An 18,413-nucleotide genomic window follows, 5' to 3' on the forward strand; every position below is an offset into this window, starting at 1 on the left:
AACATTATGCCCCGTATAAGCAATTAAACTTTACGCAGAAAACCCGTGAAACTTTTTTAATTGGCATGATGAAAGTTAATTTTCTGAAACGTTTAGAAAGTTCGGTGTTTTCTTTTGCGATTACGATGCAGCGTACTGTTGAAAAAATTGAACAACTTGAACAGCGTTTGCTGCAATTTCAAGCGCAGGATCAGCAAGCAGAAATATCAGTACAAATTGATGAACTTGACGAAGAAGACGATGAACTTGCAGAAGCCTTTCAGGTTGGCGGCAAACTCAAGTTTCAGATGGCGCATTTAGATATTGCGGCATGGTTAAGTGATTTAGCCGCTGATAAACAGCAGTTATCGTCATTAGCCAATACTGCGCAGGCAGTCACAATTGAACGCGATGAAAAGTTAGCGAAACTGAAAGAGATCATTTTAGAAAAAGTGACGCATCCAACCACAAATCGCAACGGAGAAAAAAATCGCAAAGTGTTAATTTTTTGCGCCTTTGCTGATACCGCTAGTTATCTTTATGATGCGCTGGAAACATGGGTTAAGAATTCGCTTAAAGTGCATATTGCATTGGTTTCTGGTGGTTCTAAACCAAATCGTACAACCTTGGGTAATCCAGATTTTACACAAATTTTAATTCACTTTGCGCCACGTGCAAAACGACGCGAACAATTCACCACGCTATCGCAAGATGAAGAAATAGATATTTTAATTGCAACCGATTGTATTTCTGAAGGGCAGAATCTACAAGATTGTGGTTTGTTAGTGAATTACGATATTCATTGGAATCCAGTACGAATTATTCAACGCTTTGGGCGCATTGATCGCATCGGCAGTTTGAATACTGAAATTCAGTTAACCAATTTTTGGCCAACACATGATTTGAATCAATATATTAATCTGAAAAATCGTGTGGAAGCGCGAATGGCATTGGTCGATATTGCCGCAACAACAGAAGATAATATCTTGCTTCCAGAAGATTTACGCAAATTAGCGAAAGATGATTTAAATTATCGTGATAAACAATTAAAGCGCCTGAAAGATGAAGTATTAGATTTGGAGGATTTTAACGAATCTGTGACGCTCACTGCATTTACACTGGATGATTTTCGGATGGAATTAAATAGTTATATTCAGGCTAATTTAGTTCTATTACAAGATGCGCCGCTAGGTTTATATGCAGTGGTTCCAGTGTGCGCCGATTATCCGTCAATTCAACCCGGTGTGATCTTTTGTTTGCGGCAGCGATTGGCTGGAGATGATGCGAATGCAGTCAATCCATTACATCCTTATTTTTTAGTTTATGTTCATGACAATGGCAAGGTGGGCTATAACTTCATCAAACCAAAACAGATATTGGAGATTTGGCGGGCGCTGAGTGTGGGAGGTCAAACAAAACCCTATGCTCAATTGTGTGATTTGTTTGATGCTGAAACGCAGCATGGTCAAGAGATGTCAAAATATAACGCGCTGTTGATTAAAGCAGTGGCGGCAATGGCAAAACAGTTTAATGAAAAAAATTCTGGTAATCTGTTTGCAAGTCGGGGTGGTCAGTTAATCGCTGCCGCCACTGATTTTGACCTCGTGACGTGGTTGGTGGTTAAATAGTATTTGGTGAGATGTGATGCTCAATCTGAAATACAAGCTAGTTATTGAAGCAACAGAAGACCCTGAGTTTTTTTCTTTTTATTCTCCCGATCTTCAGGGGTTTACCGGCGTTGGATGCTCTATTGAAAATTGCATCACACAAGCAATTTCTGAAATAGATGAACATCTTTTAGTGTTAAAAGAAAACGATTTGCCAATTCCAATGAGTAATCCTGATCCAACGGTAACGATTAAAAACTCGCGGCGCATTGCTGAAGCAGCTTAATTGTAGGTTGGGTTGACGCTGTCAACCCAACTCTGTTGCCGTACTATTAGCATGAGGAAAGCGAATGAGCGCGAAATTGAATGTTACGGAATCTTGGGTTGATCCCGATGATGCGCCAGAATTAACTGATGATTTTTTTGAAACCGGTATATGGAAAATTGGAGAGCGCGATGTTTCTCGTGCGGAAGGTGAGGCGATGATGCGTCAAACATATTGCACGGAAATCAATCCGCTGAATGATATTTTGCGTGATTGATTACTCATTTTGCTAATTCGCATACTGTTTTGCGACATGGTTCTATTACTGTTATTTGATGCTCAACGCCTTTTTGCGGTGTTTTGCCAATTTTTTGACAGGTTTCTAAATAATCATCGACGGCTTCAATGAATGCAAAACGTAAATCAGCAACGGTATCAGCATGAAAGCTCACAATATCAGTCAGTCCAACTAAGTGACCAATTAGAAGGTCATCGCGTTCATCAAACTCAATGCGGGCGCTGTAGCCTTTATATGTCCAGCGATTCATGGTGTAATTCCTATGAGTGTTAAAAAAGTACAAGCTGCTTCAACTTGGTATGCTTTAGCTTCTTTTGCGGGATGCGGTCGGTGAAAAGTGCCCACATGGTTGCCGTATACAAAGCGCACCCGTGAGCCGCGTCCTTCAATCAATTGGCAACCAATGGCAATAAATAGCATTTCAATCCGCGCCCATTCTAGGTTAGCACTCGTTGGCTTGGCGAAAATGGCTTCTAACGTTTTGCGGTGTTTGCTGTTCATGGATAAATTATAGCAAATAAATATCAAAGTTTTGCAAGTTAAACAGATTCAGTCAACAGGATAACCACCCATGTCAGAACCTCGGTTTGAACGTCGCCAAGCATTGCAAACGGCACTATTGGCGTTTACGCAGCAACCGCTAAAAAACGCCGCCATCGCGTTATTCAATACGCTCGGTTATCACAGCGATAAAACTGCTGATTTTGGTAATAGCGCCGAGGAATTTCTCGGTAATATCGAACGACTATCTCCAGATAATCTGTCGTTTAAGCGCAGTCACCTTTATGCCGAGAAGTGGTTGTCTTGTGCGTTTTTGTTTCAATTAACCGATGATGAAATTCCGGTGCTGGCTACGCCACCAAACTTATTCAATGAAGCGCAGCAACTGATGCCCAGCGAGATTGAATCCTTTGTTTTTTTAGCGATTAAATTGGATGGTGAAACGTGGTCGCGGACGCAATTTGCATCTATCACGCGGGAACTCAATCGCCGCTTTCCAATGCCTGCAATTGTGCTATTTCGTCATGGGCAATTGTTGTCTTTGGCGGTGATTGATCGGCGCGTTAATTTGCGCGATTCCAGTCGTGATGTGATTCATAGCCGCATCACGGTTATTAAAGATGTGTGTTGCTCGGCACCACATCGCGCTCATCTGGATATTTTATCTGAGTTGACGTTTAGCGCCTTAATTGGTGAACGTAAACAACGCCCGAAAAACTTCCGCGATCTTTATGATGCGTGGATTGCGGTGTTGTCGATTCAAAAACTCAATCAGCGGTTTTATACGGAATTGTCGTGTTGGTATTTTTGGACAGTTAAACAAGTGCAATTTCCACGCGGTGGCGGTGGCGAGGTTGCGCAGCGTAACGCAGTTGCAGTGATTCGGTTATTAACGCGCCTGATTTTTGTGTGGTTTATTAAAGAAAAGAAGTTAATTCCAGCGGAGTTATTTGATCCAACGGCGCTAAAAATGCTCTTGAAAACTGATCCCGCCGCTGCTGGTGACGCTGGTAATTATTATTGTGCAATTCTGCAAAATCTCTTTTTTGCAACTTTGAATGTTGAGCGCGGCGCATTGCGAAAATGGGCGACAACCGGCAGCGGTATGAAAAATGATCGTTTGATTCATTCAGTATATCGGTATAAAGATTTATTTTGCGATGCGCAGGCAGCGTTAGATTTATTTGCGCAGATTCCTTTTTTGAATGGTGGTTTATTTGATTGTTTGGATCGGGAAGTGACGGAACGCGATTTAGAACGGCATCCAGAATTGAAGGCAATCGCTAATCAAGAAGGCAACGGTTTGGTATTGCGGATTGATGGTTTTTCACGTCGCGCCGAAGCGCAGGCAATGGTTCCAAATCGGGTATTTTTTAACGGCGCAGCAGATGTCGATTTGAACACTGATCTCGGCACTAAAAATAAACGTTATCAAGTAAACGGGTTATTTGACATCTTTGCGCGTTATCAATTCACGGTGGAAGAAAATATGCCGCTGGAGGAAGAAGTCGCGCTTGATCCAGAATTGCTCGGCAAGGTGTTTGAAAACTTATTAGCTAGTTATAACGCGGAAACCCAAACCACAGCGCGGAAACAATCCGGTTCTTTTTATACGCCGCGTGAAGTGGTTGATTATATGGTGGATGAAGCGTTGCTGCTTTATTTTGCGCAAGCGGTCGCAGTTGACGATCAAGCTGCATTCAAACAGCAATTGCGCGAGTTATTGGCTTATACCAGTGACGGCAATCCGTTTGCGCCGGAAATCACTGCGGGGCTCATTGCCGCAATTGAGGCGTTGCGTATTCTTGATCCCGCTTGCGGTTCGGGCGCATTTCCAATGGGGGTCTTAAATAAATTGGTGCAGGTGTTGCGCAAACTTGATCCGAATAATGCGCAGTGGCGGGCGCAAAATCGGGCGCATTTAGAGGCAAATTATCACAGTCTTAAAACCATTCCTGATCTGGTATTGCGCGATGAAAAAATGCAGCACGCGGAAGAAGAATTAGCGCAGTTTGATCGCACGTTTTCTCATCATCACGCGGATTACACCCGCAAACTCTATCTTATCAATCATTGCATTCACGGGATTGATTTACAGCCAATTGCGGTGCAAATCGCCAAACTGCGCTTTTTTATCGCGTTGATTGTGAGCCAGCAGGTTGATTGACAGCCGATAATTTTGGCATCACTGCACTGCCGAATTTGGAAACAAAATTGATCGCCGCCGATAGTTTGACGCCAATTGCCGCGCTGCAAATGGAATTACGCGATCCGCGCATTGATGAGACAGAACAAGCGTTGACGCAAGCCAATGAACACTATTTTTCAGCTCGCACCAGTAAAACCAAACGCAAATGGCGCGACCGCATTGGCGATTTACGCGATGAATTGGCGCAGTTATTACAAGCCGATCAATTTGTGGCGGCGGAAACGGTCGCGCAGTTGGTGCATTGGAATCCGTTTGATCAAAACACTGCCGCTGGTTTTTTTGATGCGCAGTGGATGTTTCAGATGAACGGCGGTTTTGACATCGTAATCGGCAATCCGCCGTATGTGCGTCAAGAAGCCATTAAACATCTGAAAGACGCATTTAAGAAAAACTACGATTGTTTTACCGGCACGGCGGATTTATACGTTTATTTCTTTGAACGCGCAGTGACGTTATTAAAACCAGATGGCGTGTTGTCTTTTATCACTTCCAATAAATGGTATCGCGCCAAATATGGAACAAATTTGCGCAAATGGCTCAATCAACATACGCGCTTGCAACAAGTGCTTGATTTCGGTGATGAAGCGGTGTTTACCGCTATTGCGTATCCAACCATCGTGATTGCAACGCGCCGTCCGGCAGAAGTGATAAAACCCGCTGCCGATGAACAAATACGGGTGTTGAATTGGGCGCAGCAAGCGCCAATTGAAACATTTCCAGCAGTGTTTGCGGCTGAGAGTTTTGAGGTCGCGCAAGCTGAATTGAAAGATGAAGGCTGGCAATTAGAACCGCCGTTGCAACGACAATTGTTGGCGCGAATCCGGCAAGCCGGAACGCCGCTCGGTCAATATGTACACGGGCGTTTTTATCGTGGCATTCTTACGGGATTGAATGAGGCATTTGTGATTGATGGCGCAACGCGGGCGCGTTTGATTGCGGCTGATCCCAATTCGGCAGAAGTGATTAAACCGTTTTTGCGTGGGCGCGATGTAAACGCTGGCAAGTGACATTTCTTGATCAATACTTAATTAAAATACCGTCATCAGAAAATGTGACGCATAACTGGAGCAATCAATCAGAATCTGAAGCGGAAAAGTTATTTGCTCAATGTTATCCGGCAATACATGCACATTTTCAGCGTTACCGACAAGCAATGATTAACCGTTCTGATCAAGGAAAGTATTTCTGGGAGTTGCGCAGTTGCGCCTATTGGCAAGAATTTGAGCAGCCCAAGATTATTTATCCAAACATTTGCTCAAGCAATCAATTTGCTTGGGACGAAACAAGATTTTATGCGAATCAAAAGACTTTTATTATTCCGTGCGGATCAAAATTTTTGCTGGGCTATCTCAACTCATCAACTGTAATGTGGTTATTTATGCAACTGCTGCCGAAATTACAAAATGAGTTTTTTGAACCAAGCGCAGCATTTATGCGGCAGTTTCCTATCCCCGAAGCAACGGCGAAGCAACAGGAAACGCTGGAAACACTTGTCACTGCAATTTTGAATGCTGCCGAGCTGCGTTTTGAGCAACTAATTAACGCGCTCGTGTATGAACTCTATTTTGCTGCCGATTTGCATAACGCCAACATTCAGTTATTCGCTGCGTGTGAAGCAGCGCAGATCACGCAACTTGCGGCAATGGATAATGCCGCTATTCTTAAATATGCAGATTGCATCTTTGCTGCCGATCATGCAATTGCCAAGCTGTTGGTTGCAGTGCAGAATTTGCCGGTGGTACAATTGATTAAAGGTAGAGAATGAATAGTCAAACACTATAAAAAGCAATCATCACAACATGCCCGAATAAGTCAGAGGAAAAAGCGATGAGATTCTTGATTGCAATTGAACCGAGTACTACAACAACTGCTTTCGGAGTTGTTGTACCAGATTTGCCCGGTTGCTTTTCGGCAGGTGATACGATTGATGAAGCATTGGATTCTGTATTAGAAGCAATAGATTTACATCTGGAAGGTATTATTGAAGACGGCGGCGAGATTCCATTGTCGAAACCAATTGCCGAACATCTCGCAAATCCTGATTTTGCAGGATGGATTTGGGCAATAGTAACAGTGGATATTTCGCGGTTTGAAAAGCAGGAAGAAATCAATATCAGTTTACCCAATGATTTACTGATTAAACTTGATGATTACGTTCGGGCGCATGGAACAACGCGCTCTAGTTTTTTTGCGGATGCAGTGCGAATTGCGATGCGTTGAAATAACCCATGCTTGCGCATCAAAAAATCATCGCTTTGCTGTTATTCAGCGCCAGCACCGCCGTTATTGCGGCAACTGCGCCGTTTGATTTCAGCGGCAAAGTGAGCGGCGGTTACGATTCCAATCCAGCACAAACCAATGTAAATCAAGGCTTTGCGTTTGTGCACACCGATTTAGATGCGGCTTATCACGCCAGCGATGCGTTGACGGTCGGAATCAATGGTTGGAACCGCGATTTCACTGCAAATAACCTGATGTCGCGCCTCACGCTCTACAGCGATTGGGCGCATGACATTGCACAAGGTCTTGGTTTATTAACAGTTTCACTCGCTGCTGCGGCTTACCGTGACCGTATCGTTCCCGCAGATGAACGCGACGAAATGGCGTTGATGCTGCGCTACGATCACATTCTCGACGCTCGCAACAACCTGAGCATTAGCGGCGAATTGCGCCAGCTCGCCTATCAACAAGCCGCGCTGCCGTGGGCGGGTCGTCCCGGTTCTGATCCGCGTGAACACGAAATGCGCGAACGCAACCCCATCAAACCATTGGAAATTATGCAAAATGGCGCTGATGCCAGCGGACGCACCGATTGGCAAACTGCCACCCGTCTTGATCTGACGCACTACTGGTCGCCGACGCGCTCCAGCGTGTTGACCGTCAGCATTGATCGCTGCGCTTCGCCAATTGCGACCGAGGCTTTTATGCGACACAACATCGGCGGAGTGCTGCGCTGGGAACCGAGGCCAAAATGGTCACTGGAATTCAACTTTGATTGGTCGCGTCTGCGTTACGACGCTGCGCCGCAACAGCATGAACGTATTGATTTACAACGTGGATTGGGAATTGAACTGCGCCGGCGCATTGACCTTAACAGCGCGTGGTTTTGTCGCAGTGACTGGCTCAACAGCGATTCCACCCACCCGGAACGCGGATTCCAGCAACAGGTCAATTCCTGTGGCGTGGCGTGGTCATTCTAAATTGCGCCGCTGGCTCCTCAGCATGGCGCTACTTCTGCTAACTGCGCCGCCAGTTTTAGCGGTGGAACCAGTGCTGGCGCGGGTGTTATCGGTTGAACGCGACCGTGTAACGCTGCTGGTGCAGGACGAAACCGCCAGTCCGATTACCGTCATCCGCGCACCAAATGAATTGCCAATAGAAATCGTGCCGGGCGCATTGGTGCGGTTATGGCCGGGCGCAACGCCTGATGCGCATGGCGTTTCTATTGGAGCGCAGTTTTCGCCTTTAGAACGTGGAAATACCCAAATGGATCGCACGGGAGTGCGAGCGCGATTGATGCGTGGCGCAGAACGTGGTGCGCCTGGACGCCGGGGCGGACGTTGATTGATGTGAACGCGCTATCAGTTTTCGTCCAATCAATCAATTAAAATCATCTACAATAGTATTCAGGCAGGGCGTTATGCAGGAGAACGATCATGTTAATTTCATCGGTATATCAATCAGGAATGCGGGGCTTGCAATACGGTTTTGAGGGTTTGCGCGAAAATGCGGCTGATATTGCTAGTAAACAACGAATTGAAGGTGTTTCGAGCACGAACATTGATAAACCGTTGACAAGTTCAATCTCAACTCGTCAACAGATTGAAGCAGCAACGAAACTCATGGATGCTGGAACACAAATGTTCAGAACCACGTTTCACATCACCGCTTAAAATGCTATGGCGCAGTAGTGAAAAAGTATTGATTAACGCGGTGCGGCGCTTGGTGATTGCGCATCGCCGCTGCGAACACTGGCCAATAAACATCCATTGGTTCTGCTTGCGGAGTACGCCAGCGAGAAAATAGCGGCGTTTCGCTCCATGTGGCAATAATTAAGTTATTGCCATGCGGACGCGAAACCATAAAACAAGCATCTGGCTGGCGACGACATTCTGCTTTATTCCGTGCACCAATAATCAATTGCGTGTTTGGTGCAACAAAAGATTCCGGCATGGCAACCGTCGGAAATAAATGGACTGCCTCTTGGTTGCCGTCTACAAAATCCACATACAAATAACCGCCAACGTCTCCTGTATTCACGGTGAGCACCAAATAATCCTGTTCGTGATAAATCCGCTCTGGACGATTAAACGTAATAGTCGGCAGTGTAAAATCTGCTGTTGCTTCTGCATTAAGCTGTTTAACATTTGTTATTAAATCGCAAAATGGCGCAGCAAAAGTAAGCGCCTGCGTCTCTATTACGAGCTGCGGATAACGCGCATTTAATTGGGTGATTAATGTTGTCAATTGCGCTTGATCACGCAGATAACCAGTCAATTGAATATGCTGCTCGGCATTTTGTTTCAATGTGATTTGTGCGCAATCGAGTTGCTGAAGTTGTTGTTGCAATTGTTCAGTGAATGACAGCGAGGGAATTGCGGGTGCTGGCGTGGGCAATGGCGAAACCGGCGCGGGCGCTTCCGGCGCGAGTGAAAATGCAGTTGCTGTTAAGGCATTGAATTTAAGCCATTGATAGGTTGCAAATCCTCCCAGCGCAGTTAATCCCAACGCGAGCGATCCACCAATGAGCGCCAGTTTGCGGCGGGATTGCGACGGGGCAGCGGACGATGCCGCGCCCGCAGTAAACGGCGGTTCAACAACAGTGGCAATGCTCGAACTTGGCGCTGGCGCAGCTGCGCTTGATGCCGGTGCGTTCGCCATTTCAAACACTGTCGGCAAGTCGTGAATAGTTTCGGCGACGGTGACGACGGTTGCAGCGTTTGCTGATGGTGCGGCGTTAAATTGCTGCAACCATTCCGCGACGCTTTGCGGACGCAATTTGGGATTGAATTGCAAACCTGCCTCCAGCGCCAATAAGAAACTTTGGCTGTAATGGCGGTATTGCGTTTGCCAACCGGGTTCCAAATGTTGCGGCGGCGGAAATCCGCTCATCACCGCAAAACAGGTTGCCGCCATCGCATAAATGTCGGTCCAAGGGCCCTGCACACCACCGCACATTTGTTCTGACGCAGCAAAACTGGGCGTGTATTGCGCAATCACACTCACGGCGCTATCGGGACGCTCACGATGCGCCGCCCCAAAATCAATGAGCAGCGGTGAACCGTCCTCACGAATAAAAATGTTGGAGGGTTTGATGTCGCGGTGCCACACGCCGCAGGCATGGGCATGAGCCAAACCGTCAAGCAAAGGCATTAACCATGTCTTGAGTTCCGGCTCGCTCAGTGTGCCGCGCACCTGAAGAATTTCATCGAGCGGTTGTCCGCGCTCAAAGCGCATACACAGATAAACGGTATCATTTTCTCGAAACGCATCAGTGACTTGCACGAGATTTGGATGCGAATAAGGGTGTGCAAGCTGCATCAGCGTCTGCCCTTCTTCGAGAAATTTGTTCCGCAATTTGTCGTAAACATCCGCCTTGCCGGGCAACGCAGCAACGCGGTTTCCAACGACGCGGTGCGCCAGATGATTTGGCAGGAACTCCTTGATGGCAAAGGTTTCGCGGAGGATTTCGTGGTCGGCAGCATAGACAATCCCTGCGCCGCCTCGTCCGAGCACATTCCGAATCACAAACTCATGTACACGAGTTCCCGGTATTAATGGATGAATACTGTCGTCCATCGCTAAATCCTCGGTCGTAGGTTGGGTTGCCGCTGTTGGCAACCCAACAATTTACGCCAATATCACATTAATTGGATTGCACTGTCATCGCACCAGCAAAATCATTTTTTCATGGTTTGCTACGATTGCTGAATCCATTCGGGAACATTTCTTTTAGACCATTTTGCAAATCTCATTTTTTCACCGATATAAAACTGCCTATACGCAGCGACTGCGTCGCCTTGAATCTTGTATTGATCTGGCATTGCTTGAGCAAATGCAGTTAATCCTTGACTTGCGTAGCGATAATTTGCAATTGCATTTAGCACCCCGATTGAACGATGATCAACCTCTTTCTCAAATCTAAAACGGTATTCAGTATTTAATGCGAGCGCCAGATTTTTTAGCCATAAAAAATTCTCAAATGAATGTTCTACCCAAAGCAGCATGGATGTTTAATGTGCGTGGATTTATAGGGTGTGCTAAATCCTTTTTTATTGAGTGCAGTACATAACATCTGTACGCTTTCAAGTATCATTTTTACGACGTGCTGATCGCAATGATACTGTGCGCATTGTTCTATATCTTCATCTAAAACAAAAATGTTCATATCGAAATTTTTAATCCAGCTCAGGAATAACGCAGTTGCAAAAGATTGGCAACGCTGCCAGCCAAATCAAACGCATAAAAAAACGGCTTGTACCAGAATTGGATACAAGCCGTTAATGATGTGGAGCTGACGGTCGGATTTGAACCGACGACCTGCTGATTACAAATCAGCTGCTCTGCCAACTGAGCTACGTCAGCGTTGGGGGCGCAGTTTAACTATCTTGTGCGTTAATCGCTATGCTTTTTGATCGCACTCACCGGAATCGACACCGGCTGCGGTTCATCAACGAAATACGGACGTTCCGTGCTGCCACCAGTCGCCAGCGTCTGCTCACGCGCAGCAATCGCTGCTAAACAATGTTTTACCTGCTCCACCGTCGCATTTGAAAGCGGATGCCGCATTCCCGGCTGCGGCGTTACATCGCGGATGATCGCCGTGAGCGTGTGACGCATCAGCAGCAAAATTTCTTGTTCTGGCGTTAATTCACTCATCGTTGATTCCGTTACCTGTTAAAGAAAATCCAAGTTGTTCATCAGGTTGCAGCACATTTAACTCCGCTTCAGTCAGAATCTGCACACCCAATTCCTGCGCTTTATCCCATTTCGAGCCGGGCGCTTCACCCGCCAGCAAATAATCAGTTTTGCGCGACACGCTGCCTGTCACCTTCGCGCCCAGCGCCAGCAATTGCGCCTTAATTTCATCGCGGGAACGACTGAGCGTGCCGGTAATCACCACCGTTTTTCCGGCCAGTGGGCGCGTATCGACTGTTGCAGCGACCAGCGGCAACGGCTCAGTTTCCGTCCAGTGCACACCCGCTGCCTGCAAATGCGCAATCGCCTCGCGGTTGTGCGGCTGCGCAAAAAACTGCACCAACTGCTCGGCAACCACCGGTCCCACGCCGTCAACCCGCTCCATCACTTCCGCAGCATTTGCGGTCATCAACTGCGCCAGCCCACCAAAACTGGTGGCTAATGCTGCCGCTGTGGTTTCGCCAACTTCGCGGATTCCGAGCGCAAAAATAAATCGCGCCAACGTCGTCGCCTTGGCTTTTTCAATCGCCAACAACAATTTAGTCGCTGACTGCATTCCCATCCGTTCCAGTCGCGCCAACTGGTCATGCGTCAACTGAAACAGATCGGCTGGCTCGCGCACCCAGTCCACATCCACCAGTTGCTCAATCAGCTTGTCGCCCAGCCCACGATGTCGAACGCCCGCCGCGATGCAAAATGTTTCAACGCCTCTTTGCGCTGCGCCGGGCAATACAGCCCGCCGCTGCATCGCGCCACCACCACGCCTTCAGTGCGTACTACTTCCGAGCCGCACACCGGACATTGACTTGGCAACTCCAGCGGTTGCGCCTCCGCCGGGCGCAGCTCCAGCACCACGCCAACCACTTCGGGAATCACATCACCAGCGGCGCACACTGACGGTATCGCCGACGCGCACATCTTTACGATGCACCTCGTCGAGATTGTGCAGCGTGGCATTGGCGACGATGACGCCACCGACTGCGACCGGTTTTAACCGAGCAACCGGCGTCACTGCGCCGTGCGACCGACTTGAAAATCAATCGCTTCACGGTGGTCAGTGCTTCCTGCGCCGGAAATTTGCGGGCAATCGCCCAGCGCGGATGATGACTGGTTGCGCCGAGCGCGGTTTGCGTGGCAAGCGCATCGACCTTAAACACCACGCCGTCAATGTCGTAATCCAACGCCTCGCGGCGCTCGCCGAGCGTGTCGAAATACGCCCGACAGCCGTCAATGCCGGCGACCTGCTGCAACTCCGGTGAAATCGGCACTCCCCAGTCACGAATACGCTGCAACATGTTGAATTGGCTATTATCTGGCGCAATCGACACTGCGCCCCAGCCGTAACAACAAAACGCCAGCGGACGTTTTGCGTGAGTTGCGGATCGAGCTGGCGCAACGAACCGGCAGCCGCATTGCGTGGATTGGCAAAGCATTTTTGCCACGATCCGCCAATTGCGCGTTGATCTGCGCAAACCCGCTGCGCGTCATGTACACCTCGCCGCGCACTTCCAAAATCTCCGGGCAATCGTCACCGCGCAAGCGCAGCGGCACGCTGGAAATGGTGCGGACGTTATGCGTCACATCCTCGCCGGTGCTGCCGTCGCCGCGAGTCGCTGCCTGCACCAAAACGCCGCGTTCATAACGAATACTCACCGCCAGTCCATCCAATTTCGGTTCGGCAATAAATAATAACGGTTCATTCTCTGCCAATGCGTCCGTTAATTTACGCATAACGCCAGCAATTCGTCGTCATTCATGCGTTATCCAATGAAATCATTGGCACTTGATGCGTACGGCGAGAAATTCTGCGCTGGGTGTTGCGCCGACACGCTGCGTTGGTGAATCGGCAGTAATCAATTCAGGATGCGCAGCTTCTAAATCGCGCAATTGACGCATTAGATCATCGTATGCTGCATCGCTAATGATTGGTTCATTTACGACATAATAACGATGGTTATGCTCACGAATTTCGGCAGTGAGCGCAGCGACAATTTCAATTAAATCTTCAGGTTTATTCACGATTGCGTTTCCTTTGCCCACCGTAGTTGATTGGCAATGACTGCTTTACGCATTTCATCCTGCTTTTTCACTGTCAGCGAACAGCGCATATCATCAAGAACGTCGCCGCGCAATGAAATCGCTAATTTACGCGCAGTGGCAATCATTTCATCGAGAATCGTCATGTCTTCAGGTCTGCCGCACAATTGCGCAAATAGCACCAAACCGGGCGTGGTGAATTCATCCATCGCATCAAAAGGAAAAGTACCCGGCTTGACTAAATTGGCCATGCTGAAATAAACCCGCGTTTCATCCTCGAATTCGTCAAGGCAATGAAAAATGTCCATTTTGCCCGGATGCAATCCGCACGATTCCGCCACATCCAACACCGAAGCGCCGCGAAAAGTGTGACCGCGTCCGCTCATGACGCTGACCTGAATCAACAGCGGTTCGAGCGCCGGTTTTTTCGTTTCCACCACTGCCGGAGCTGATGACGCGGACGATTTGACCTCCGCTGGTTTCGGTTCAGGTGGTTTAGCAACTGGTTTTGTTGCAGCAGGTTTAGCTGGTGCAGCGGGTTTGGCTGGCGCAGACCGTTGATTAGATTGACTGCGCTGATCAGATTCCGCTTTAGGCGACTGAGCGCGAGCAGACGATGCAGCACGGTCATCAGCATCTGGTTTGTCGGATGTGGGTTGCGTTTTGCTGGCGCGTACACCGTAGGGCGCATCGGAATTTGCGACATCATCACTGCGCTCATCGCTGTCTTCCCTGCGGTCGTTATCTTCCCAGTGCTCGTCGTCATCGTCAGCATCCTTATCCTTGCTGCGTTGACGTTCCCACCAATAGAGCAGTGAGATGAGCACTGCGCCGATGACGATCAAGATGATACGAATCGTGTTGGCGTCCATTCGATATTGAGATGACCGTTGATAAGTTTATCGGAAGTTTGAACAAGTATAAGAGTTATGCGGTTGAAAAAAGTTGTCAGTTTTCAGTTGTTAGTGACCATCGTGTTTCCGTTACCAACTGACAAGTGACAACTTCCGAATTATATCAATGCAGATCGTCAATCATATGTCTGCGTCTGCCGATCAGCACGCGGCAGTGCCAGCAGTCGATCATCGCGCAATTGCATCACAACTTGCGCCACCACCTGCCCAATCGTTTGTTCGGAATTAGGATCAAGCGGTTGCGAGCGTCCAGACCAAAGCAGTGCGCCAGTTTTCGTGTCATAACAATTACTTTCCAAGCGCAACTCTTGATAACCGCTGTAATAACCAGTGCGCATCACTTTGAAATAAACATCTTGATAATAGGGCGCAAGTTGGCGATAAACTTCTGGTACTGTATTTACTCGCACAGGTAATGGTTCTGCGCTTTTCGTTGGTTCAGCAACCAAATGTGTCACCAATACTGCATCCGCTCCAGCGCGAAGTAATCCAGTTTGAATAGTTTTACTGCGTTTGGGATTAAGTGCAGGAACCAATGCCTCACTGGAACGCGCTGTTAATCCTTGTGCTTTGAATGCTTGAACAAACGCATCTTCATAAGCGCGTTGGATTTTGGGATGATTTGCAATTCCCAACACAATTAAATGCTGATAAGGCGCTGGCACACCTTCTGGTTTTAACCAAATCGAATTAACGCCATTGGTTGCGCAGGCAGTTAACAGTAGCGGAGCAATGCCGATAATCATCCGCAATGCGCAATTAAACTTAGTGATAACATTATTCATCTGCTGTTCCAATCATGCCAATCTTTCCTCCAGTCACGGATGAATAAGCACATCCAGTAAAGTCTGTTGAATAAGGTCATTGTCGAAATTGCAACCCGTATCTCGCCGAATGGCAATACGAATTGCTTTAACGACATCTTCGGTCAAAATTGCTTGAATCAAATTCTCTCGTGTTAATGCGTTAACTTCCGCCAGCATTTTTCTAAAGCACCTTTTTGTGTCATGCCAAAGCGGGAAATTAAAACCAATTTTTCGCAATCTTCTAAACTGATTTCTGGCAATAAATTAACTGAAAATACAAGATTTGCATCAACGATATTCTGCATCGAAATATGATAAATCTGCCATGTTGATAAATTGGTTAATAATGCCCAGCGAATTCCAGAATAAGCGCCGTAAGAAGTTGCTTGAAAAACATGCTTTTCACTCAACTTCAAACCTGCGCGTTTGCTTTCACCTACAATCACATCTTCTTCATCTACAGCAAGCACATAATCTGCTTTTCGACCTTGAATTTTCTGCTCGGCTTTGACTTCTTCCATCGAATAACCAAAGACATCTAATAGAATACGATCCAGAATCATCCGCGTATTGCTTTCATTCGCATTATTCGCAACTGCGGCGTTGATTTGTGGCAAAAACTTTTGTAATGCCTGCTGTAATTTAACTGCTCTTTTTGTCCAATCCCGTTTGGATGGCAAGCGGTTTGTAAGTTCAACCGCGTTTTCTTTTTTACTGCTATTAGCTGCATTTTGAATGTTAACACCGAATGATGTCGCCAAGGCATCAAGTCCGTTATTATAACCTTGACCAACTGCACGAAACTTCCAAGCTCCCTGATAACGATATAATTCACCAAGAATTAACGCTCGCTCTTTGCCCATAGTTTTCAAATCAAAGCGCATTAACTCAACTTCTTCTTGGTTGAGTGCCCAAATTGAGATATTGCCCATCATGCCACAATGAGGACAACCTTCAGCATTCGGAGCAGTTGCGATCGTTACAGTAAACACCAATTTAATGACATCTTCTGGAATACGTTCTAATGCAACACGAAAACTGCGCTGGGCATGGGTTGGTGTGGTATCCAGTAATAATCCACCACAACTGGTTTGCGTTTGATTATAAAAAATGAAATCTTGATCGTTGCGCACCTTGCCAGCGGCGTTAACTAAAAATGCACTCGCATCTGCTTCTAATGATGCGTCTGCATTCCAACCAATGGCAATTGCAATGTTTTGATCTAAAATTGCTGTATTCGCACCTTGCTTTAGTTCAATCCCCATTTGCCTAGCCTATTTCTGAATTGATTGGTTATTCGCCGGGGTTGTCGCAATAAACAACCCCGTATAGTTAAATCACATTAAACCGCTGCGCTCTAATAGAAACTGCGTTAATAATGCCACTGGACGACCAGTGCCGCCTTTTTCTTTACCACTGAGCCACGCCACGCCTGCAATATCTAAATGCGCCCAGCGATATTCCTTGGTAAAACGCGATAAAAAACAAGCCGCTGTAATTGCTCCACCTTCGCGCCCACCGATATTCGCCATATCCGCAAAGTTGGTATCCAATTGCTGTTGATAATCGTCCCATAACGGCAAGCGCCACGCCCGATCGCCAGCGCGATCGCCAGCGGTCAATAATTCGGCAGCCAGCGCCTCGTCGCTGCTAAATAATCCCGTTGCATGTTTGCCCAGCGCAATCACGCAAGCACCAGTTAAGGTTGCTATATCAATGACTAACGCGGGATCAAAGCGTTTACAGTAAGTCAGCGCGTCGCACAGAATCAGCCGTCCTTCCGCGTCAGTATTCAGAATTTCAATGGTTTGACCGGACATGCTGGTCACGATGTCGCCGGGTTTGTTGGCATCGCCGTCCGGCAGATTTTCGCTGCTCGGCACAACGCCCACGAGATTGAGCGGCAAATTCAACGCACAGGCAGCCTCCATCACGCCCAGCACACTCGCGCCGCCGCACATGTCGTATTTCATCTCGTCCATCTCGGTTGCAGGTTTGAGCGAAATTCCGCCTGCGTCGAAAGTCAAACCTTTACCAACCAAAACAATCGGTTGCTCATCAGGTGCGCCGCCTTCGTAGGTCATCACGATCAACTTGGGTGGCTGGCGACTGCCGCGAGCGACTGATAACAACGCATTCATGCCCAGCGCCGCCATCGCCTCTGCTTCCAGCACTTCCACCGTCAATGCCTGACAACGTTCTTCCAACGCCACTGCCTGCGCCGCCAAATAACTCGGAGTGCAAATGTTGCCCGGCAAATTGCCCAATTCTTTCGCCAGTCGCATTCCGCCCGCGATTGCCGCACCGTGTGCAATGGCGCGTTCGGCAACGGCTGGATCGGCATCTTCTGCCAGCCACAGCGCCAGCGCCGTCAGCGGCATTTTCGGCGCATGTTTATCGTTTTTCGTGTGCGTATAACGATAAATCCGCTCTTCAGCGATCATCACCGCCTCGCGCTGCGCCAGATACGCATCCATGCCGTCCGGCAAGATCGCAGGCAGCGCCAGCACTGCTTCACCCGCGTGCATTTGCTGAATCGCGTTGATCGCAGCGGCGAGCGTTTTGCGGTAATTCGCCCGCGTCAACGCTGATGATTTACCGAAATCCATCAACAATATCCGCTCGGCAGTCACGCCGGGCACGTCATACAACAGCAGCGTGCGCCCCGTTTCACCGCTCAGATCGCCCTTTTCCCACAACGCCTTCAATCGCCCATTGCTGGCGCGATCAATATCTGCCGCTGCGCCGCTCAATGGCTCCTGCGCAAAAACACTGAGAACAAGGCAAGGCGCGGTCTGGGTTGCCAGTGCGCCGGTGCGTAAAGTCATTTTCATGGTCAGCATTCCTCAAATAAACGTTGAAATCACACACAAAGTTGG

24 protein-coding genes, 1 tRNA gene and 1 pseudogene are annotated in these 18,413 nt (G+C 47.9%); 10 read left to right on the top strand and 16 right to left on the bottom strand.

Annotation, left to right across the window (positions count from 1 at the left end; genetic code table 11):
• The 3 genes from CXB77_RS11650 to CXB77_RS11660 all read left to right on the top strand — a co-directional run.
• On the top strand, positions 1-1,607 hold a 1,607-nt coding region (locus CXB77_RS11650), incomplete at its 5' end, for a C-terminal helicase domain-containing protein (RefSeq protein WP_146108804.1).
• Between the two features lie 16 nt (positions 1,608-1,623).
• Positions 1,624-1,872, top strand: coding sequence for a type II toxin-antitoxin system HicB family antitoxin (locus CXB77_RS11655; protein ID WP_105073994.1), 249 nt, complete (start codon positions 1,624-1,626; stop codon positions 1,870-1,872).
• Between the two features lie 64 nt (positions 1,873-1,936).
• On the top strand, positions 1,937-2,128 hold the full coding sequence (locus tag CXB77_RS11660) for a hypothetical protein (protein WP_105073995.1): 192 nt from the start codon (positions 1,937-1,939) through the stop codon (positions 2,126-2,128).
• Between the two features lie 4 nt (positions 2,129-2,132).
• Here CXB77_RS11660 and CXB77_RS11665 read toward each other — a convergent pair whose 3' ends face one another.
• Positions 2,133-2,399: a type II toxin-antitoxin system HicB family antitoxin gene (locus CXB77_RS11665; protein WP_105073996.1), complete on the bottom strand. Its 267-nt coding sequence runs from the start codon at positions 2,397-2,399 to the stop codon at positions 2,133-2,135.
• A complete protein-coding gene (locus CXB77_RS11670) occupies positions 2,396-2,650 on the bottom strand; it encodes a type II toxin-antitoxin system HicA family toxin (protein ID WP_105073997.1) in 255 nt (84 codons plus the stop codon). Before CXB77_RS11670 ends, CXB77_RS11665 begins: the two co-directional genes overlap by 4 nt.
• A 70-nt stretch (positions 2,651-2,720) precedes the next feature.
• Between CXB77_RS11670 and CXB77_RS11675 the strand changes: the two genes are divergently transcribed.
• The 7 genes from CXB77_RS11675 to CXB77_RS11705 all read left to right on the top strand — a co-directional run bounded on the left by CXB77_RS11675 (position 2,721) and on the right by CXB77_RS11705 (position 8,752).
• Positions 2,721-4,817 carry an SAM-dependent DNA methyltransferase gene (locus CXB77_RS11675; protein ID WP_105074067.1) on the top strand — a complete coding sequence of 699 codons (2,097 nt, stop codon included), beginning with the start codon at positions 2,721-2,723 and terminating at the stop codon, positions 4,815-4,817.
• The gene (locus tag CXB77_RS11680; protein WP_105074068.1) at positions 4,814-5,866 is read left to right on the top strand and encodes an Eco57I restriction-modification methylase domain-containing protein; all 1,053 of its coding nucleotides are present in this window, start codon (positions 4,814-4,816) and stop codon (positions 5,864-5,866) included. Before CXB77_RS11675 ends, CXB77_RS11680 begins: the two co-directional genes overlap by 4 nt.
• Positions 5,867-6,012: 146 nt before the next feature.
• Positions 6,013-6,624, top strand: a complete 612-nt coding sequence (locus CXB77_RS11685) for a TaqI-like C-terminal specificity domain-containing protein (protein ID WP_105074066.1) — start codon at positions 6,013-6,015, stop codon at positions 6,622-6,624.
• A gap of 62 nt (positions 6,625-6,686) precedes the next feature.
• The gene (locus CXB77_RS11690; RefSeq protein ID WP_105074000.1) at positions 6,687-7,079 is read left to right on the top strand and encodes a type II toxin-antitoxin system HicB family antitoxin; all 393 of its coding nucleotides are present in this window, start codon (positions 6,687-6,689) and stop codon (positions 7,077-7,079) included.
• A gap of 8 nt (positions 7,080-7,087) precedes the next feature.
• Positions 7,088-8,059, top strand: a complete 972-nt coding sequence (locus CXB77_RS11695; RefSeq protein ID WP_105074069.1) for a hypothetical protein — start codon at positions 7,088-7,090, stop codon at positions 8,057-8,059.
• Positions 8,037-8,423, top strand: a complete 387-nt coding sequence (locus CXB77_RS11700) for a hypothetical protein (RefSeq protein ID WP_105074070.1) — start codon at positions 8,037-8,039, stop codon at positions 8,421-8,423. Before CXB77_RS11695 ends, CXB77_RS11700 begins: the two co-directional genes overlap by 23 nt.
• Before the next feature lie 92 nt (positions 8,424-8,515).
• Positions 8,516-8,752 carry a hypothetical protein gene (locus CXB77_RS11705; protein ID WP_146108805.1) on the top strand — a complete coding sequence of 79 codons (237 nt, stop codon included), beginning with the start codon at positions 8,516-8,518 and terminating at the stop codon, positions 8,750-8,752.
• 4 nt (positions 8,753-8,756) lie between these two features.
• Here CXB77_RS11705 and CXB77_RS11710 read toward each other — a convergent pair whose 3' ends face one another.
• The 14 genes and pseudogenes from CXB77_RS11710 to CXB77_RS11750 all read right to left on the bottom strand — a co-directional run bounded on the left by CXB77_RS11710 (position 8,757) and on the right by CXB77_RS11750 (position 18,368).
• Positions 8,757-10,658 (bottom strand): serine/threonine protein kinase, encoded by a 1,902-nt coding sequence (locus CXB77_RS11710; protein ID WP_146108806.1) that lies wholly within the window; start codon positions 10,656-10,658, stop codon positions 8,757-8,759.
• Positions 10,659-10,777: 119 nt separating this feature from the next.
• Entirely contained in the window at positions 10,778-11,086 is a 309-nt protein-coding gene (locus tag CXB77_RS11715) for a hypothetical protein (RefSeq protein ID WP_197711053.1), read from the bottom strand.
• Positions 11,087-11,368: 282 nt separating this feature from the next.
• Positions 11,369-11,444: transfer RNA gene (locus CXB77_RS11720), tRNA-Thr, on the bottom strand.
• Between the two features lie 30 nt (positions 11,445-11,474).
• Complete coding sequence (locus CXB77_RS11725; RefSeq protein WP_105073071.1) at positions 11,475-11,738, bottom strand: segregation and condensation protein A; 264 nt, start codon at positions 11,736-11,738, stop codon at positions 11,475-11,477.
• Entirely contained in the window at positions 11,731-12,525 is a 795-nt protein-coding gene (locus CXB77_RS21965; protein WP_242445670.1) for a helix-hairpin-helix domain-containing protein, read from the bottom strand. Before CXB77_RS21965 ends, CXB77_RS11725 begins: the two co-directional genes overlap by 8 nt.
• Positions 12,426-12,671, bottom strand: a complete 246-nt coding sequence (locus tag CXB77_RS21970; protein ID WP_242445671.1) for a hypothetical protein — start codon at positions 12,669-12,671, stop codon at positions 12,426-12,428. The genes CXB77_RS21965 and CXB77_RS21970 overlap by 100 nt, the downstream gene beginning before the upstream one ends.
• On the bottom strand, positions 12,655-12,789 hold the full coding sequence (locus CXB77_RS21975) for a hypothetical protein (RefSeq protein WP_242445672.1): 135 nt from the start codon (positions 12,787-12,789) through the stop codon (positions 12,655-12,657). The genes CXB77_RS21970 and CXB77_RS21975 overlap by 17 nt, the downstream gene beginning before the upstream one ends.
• A 112-nt stretch (positions 12,790-12,901) precedes the next feature.
• Positions 12,902-13,508: pseudogene (ligA, locus tag CXB77_RS24655) on the bottom strand (NAD-dependent DNA ligase LigA); the annotation flags it as partial.
• A gap of 42 nt (positions 13,509-13,550) precedes the next feature.
• Complete coding sequence (locus tag CXB77_RS24660) at positions 13,551-13,796, bottom strand: DNA ligase LigA-related protein (RefSeq protein ID WP_431520725.1); 246 nt, start codon at positions 13,794-13,796, stop codon at positions 13,551-13,553.
• Positions 13,793-14,686, bottom strand: a complete 894-nt coding sequence (gene zipA / locus CXB77_RS11735; RefSeq protein WP_105074073.1) for a cell division protein ZipA — start codon at positions 14,684-14,686, stop codon at positions 13,793-13,795. Before zipA ends, CXB77_RS24660 begins: the two co-directional genes overlap by 4 nt.
• Positions 14,687-14,844: 158 nt before the next feature.
• Positions 14,845-15,513: a hypothetical protein gene (locus CXB77_RS11740; RefSeq protein WP_146108807.1), complete on the bottom strand. Its 669-nt coding sequence runs from the start codon at positions 15,511-15,513 to the stop codon at positions 14,845-14,847.
• A gap of 33 nt (positions 15,514-15,546) precedes the next feature.
• Entirely contained in the window at positions 15,547-15,711 is a 165-nt protein-coding gene (locus tag CXB77_RS21985) for a hypothetical protein (RefSeq protein WP_242445673.1), read from the bottom strand.
• Positions 15,687-16,799: a TerD family protein gene (locus CXB77_RS11745; RefSeq protein ID WP_242445674.1), complete on the bottom strand. Its 1,113-nt coding sequence runs from the start codon at positions 16,797-16,799 to the stop codon at positions 15,687-15,689. The genes CXB77_RS21985 and CXB77_RS11745 overlap by 25 nt, the downstream gene beginning before the upstream one ends.
• Positions 16,800-16,871: 72 nt before the next feature.
• Positions 16,872-18,368: a leucyl aminopeptidase gene (locus tag CXB77_RS11750; protein ID WP_105074080.1), complete on the bottom strand. Its 1,497-nt coding sequence runs from the start codon at positions 18,366-18,368 to the stop codon at positions 16,872-16,874.
• Between the last annotated feature and the right edge of the window lie 45 nt (positions 18,369-18,413).

It is taken from the genome of Chromatium okenii (assembly GCF_002958735.1).
GTDB lineage: Bacteria > Pseudomonadota > Gammaproteobacteria > Chromatiales > Chromatiaceae > Chromatium > Chromatium okenii_A.

Bases quoted from the DNA above. Each gene is read 5' to 3' on its own strand.
- CXB77_RS11690 (WP_105074000.1), top strand. From the start codon at position 6,687: ATGAGATTCTTGATTGCAATTGAACCGAGTACTACAACAACTGCTTTC.
- CXB77_RS11660 (WP_105073995.1), top strand. From the start codon at position 1,937: ATGAGCGCGAAATTGAATGTTACGGAATCTTGGGTTGATCCCGATGAT.
- CXB77_RS11740 (WP_146108807.1), bottom strand. From the start codon at position 15,513: ATGAATAATGTTATCACTAAGTTTAATTGCGCATTGCGGATGATTATC.
- CXB77_RS11705 (WP_146108805.1), top strand. From the start codon at position 8,516: ATGTTAATTTCATCGGTATATCAATCAGGAATGCGGGGCTTGCAATAC.
- CXB77_RS11710 (WP_146108806.1), bottom strand. From the start codon at position 10,658: ATGGACGACAGTATTCATCCATTAATACCGGGAACTCGTGTACATGAG.
- CXB77_RS11725 (WP_105073071.1), bottom strand. From the start codon at position 11,738: ATGAGTGAATTAACGCCAGAACAAGAAATTTTGCTGCTGATGCGTCAC.
- CXB77_RS11675 (WP_105074067.1), top strand. From the start codon at position 2,721: ATGTCAGAACCTCGGTTTGAACGTCGCCAAGCATTGCAAACGGCACTA.
- CXB77_RS21965 (WP_242445670.1), bottom strand. From the start codon at position 12,525: ATGCAGCGGCGGGCTGTATTGCCCGGCGCAGCGCAAAGAGGCGTTGAA.
- CXB77_RS11685 (WP_105074066.1), top strand. From the start codon at position 6,013: ATGATTAACCGTTCTGATCAAGGAAAGTATTTCTGGGAGTTGCGCAGT.
- CXB77_RS11750 (WP_105074080.1), bottom strand. From the start codon at position 18,368: ATGAAAATGACTTTACGCACCGGCGCACTGGCAACCCAGACCGCGCCT.
- CXB77_RS11745 (WP_242445674.1), bottom strand. From the start codon at position 16,799: ATGGGGATTGAACTAAAGCAAGGTGCGAATACAGCAATTTTAGATCAA.
- CXB77_RS11715 (WP_197711053.1), bottom strand. From the start codon at position 11,086: ATGCTGCTTTGGGTAGAACATTCATTTGAGAATTTTTTATGGCTAAAA.
- zipA (WP_105074073.1), bottom strand. From the start codon at position 14,686: ATGGACGCCAACACGATTCGTATCATCTTGATCGTCATCGGCGCAGTG.
- CXB77_RS11665 (WP_105073996.1), bottom strand. From the start codon at position 2,399: ATGAATCGCTGGACATATAAAGGCTACAGCGCCCGCATTGAGTTTGAT.
- CXB77_RS11670 (WP_105073997.1), bottom strand. From the start codon at position 2,650: ATGAACAGCAAACACCGCAAAACGTTAGAAGCCATTTTCGCCAAGCCA.
- CXB77_RS11655 (WP_105073994.1), top strand. From the start codon at position 1,624: ATGCTCAATCTGAAATACAAGCTAGTTATTGAAGCAACAGAAGACCCT.
- CXB77_RS11695 (WP_105074069.1), top strand. From the start codon at position 7,088: ATGCTTGCGCATCAAAAAATCATCGCTTTGCTGTTATTCAGCGCCAGC.
- CXB77_RS21985 (WP_242445673.1), bottom strand. From the start codon at position 15,711: ATGCTGGCGGAAGTTAACGCATTAACACGAGAGAATTTGATTCAAGCA.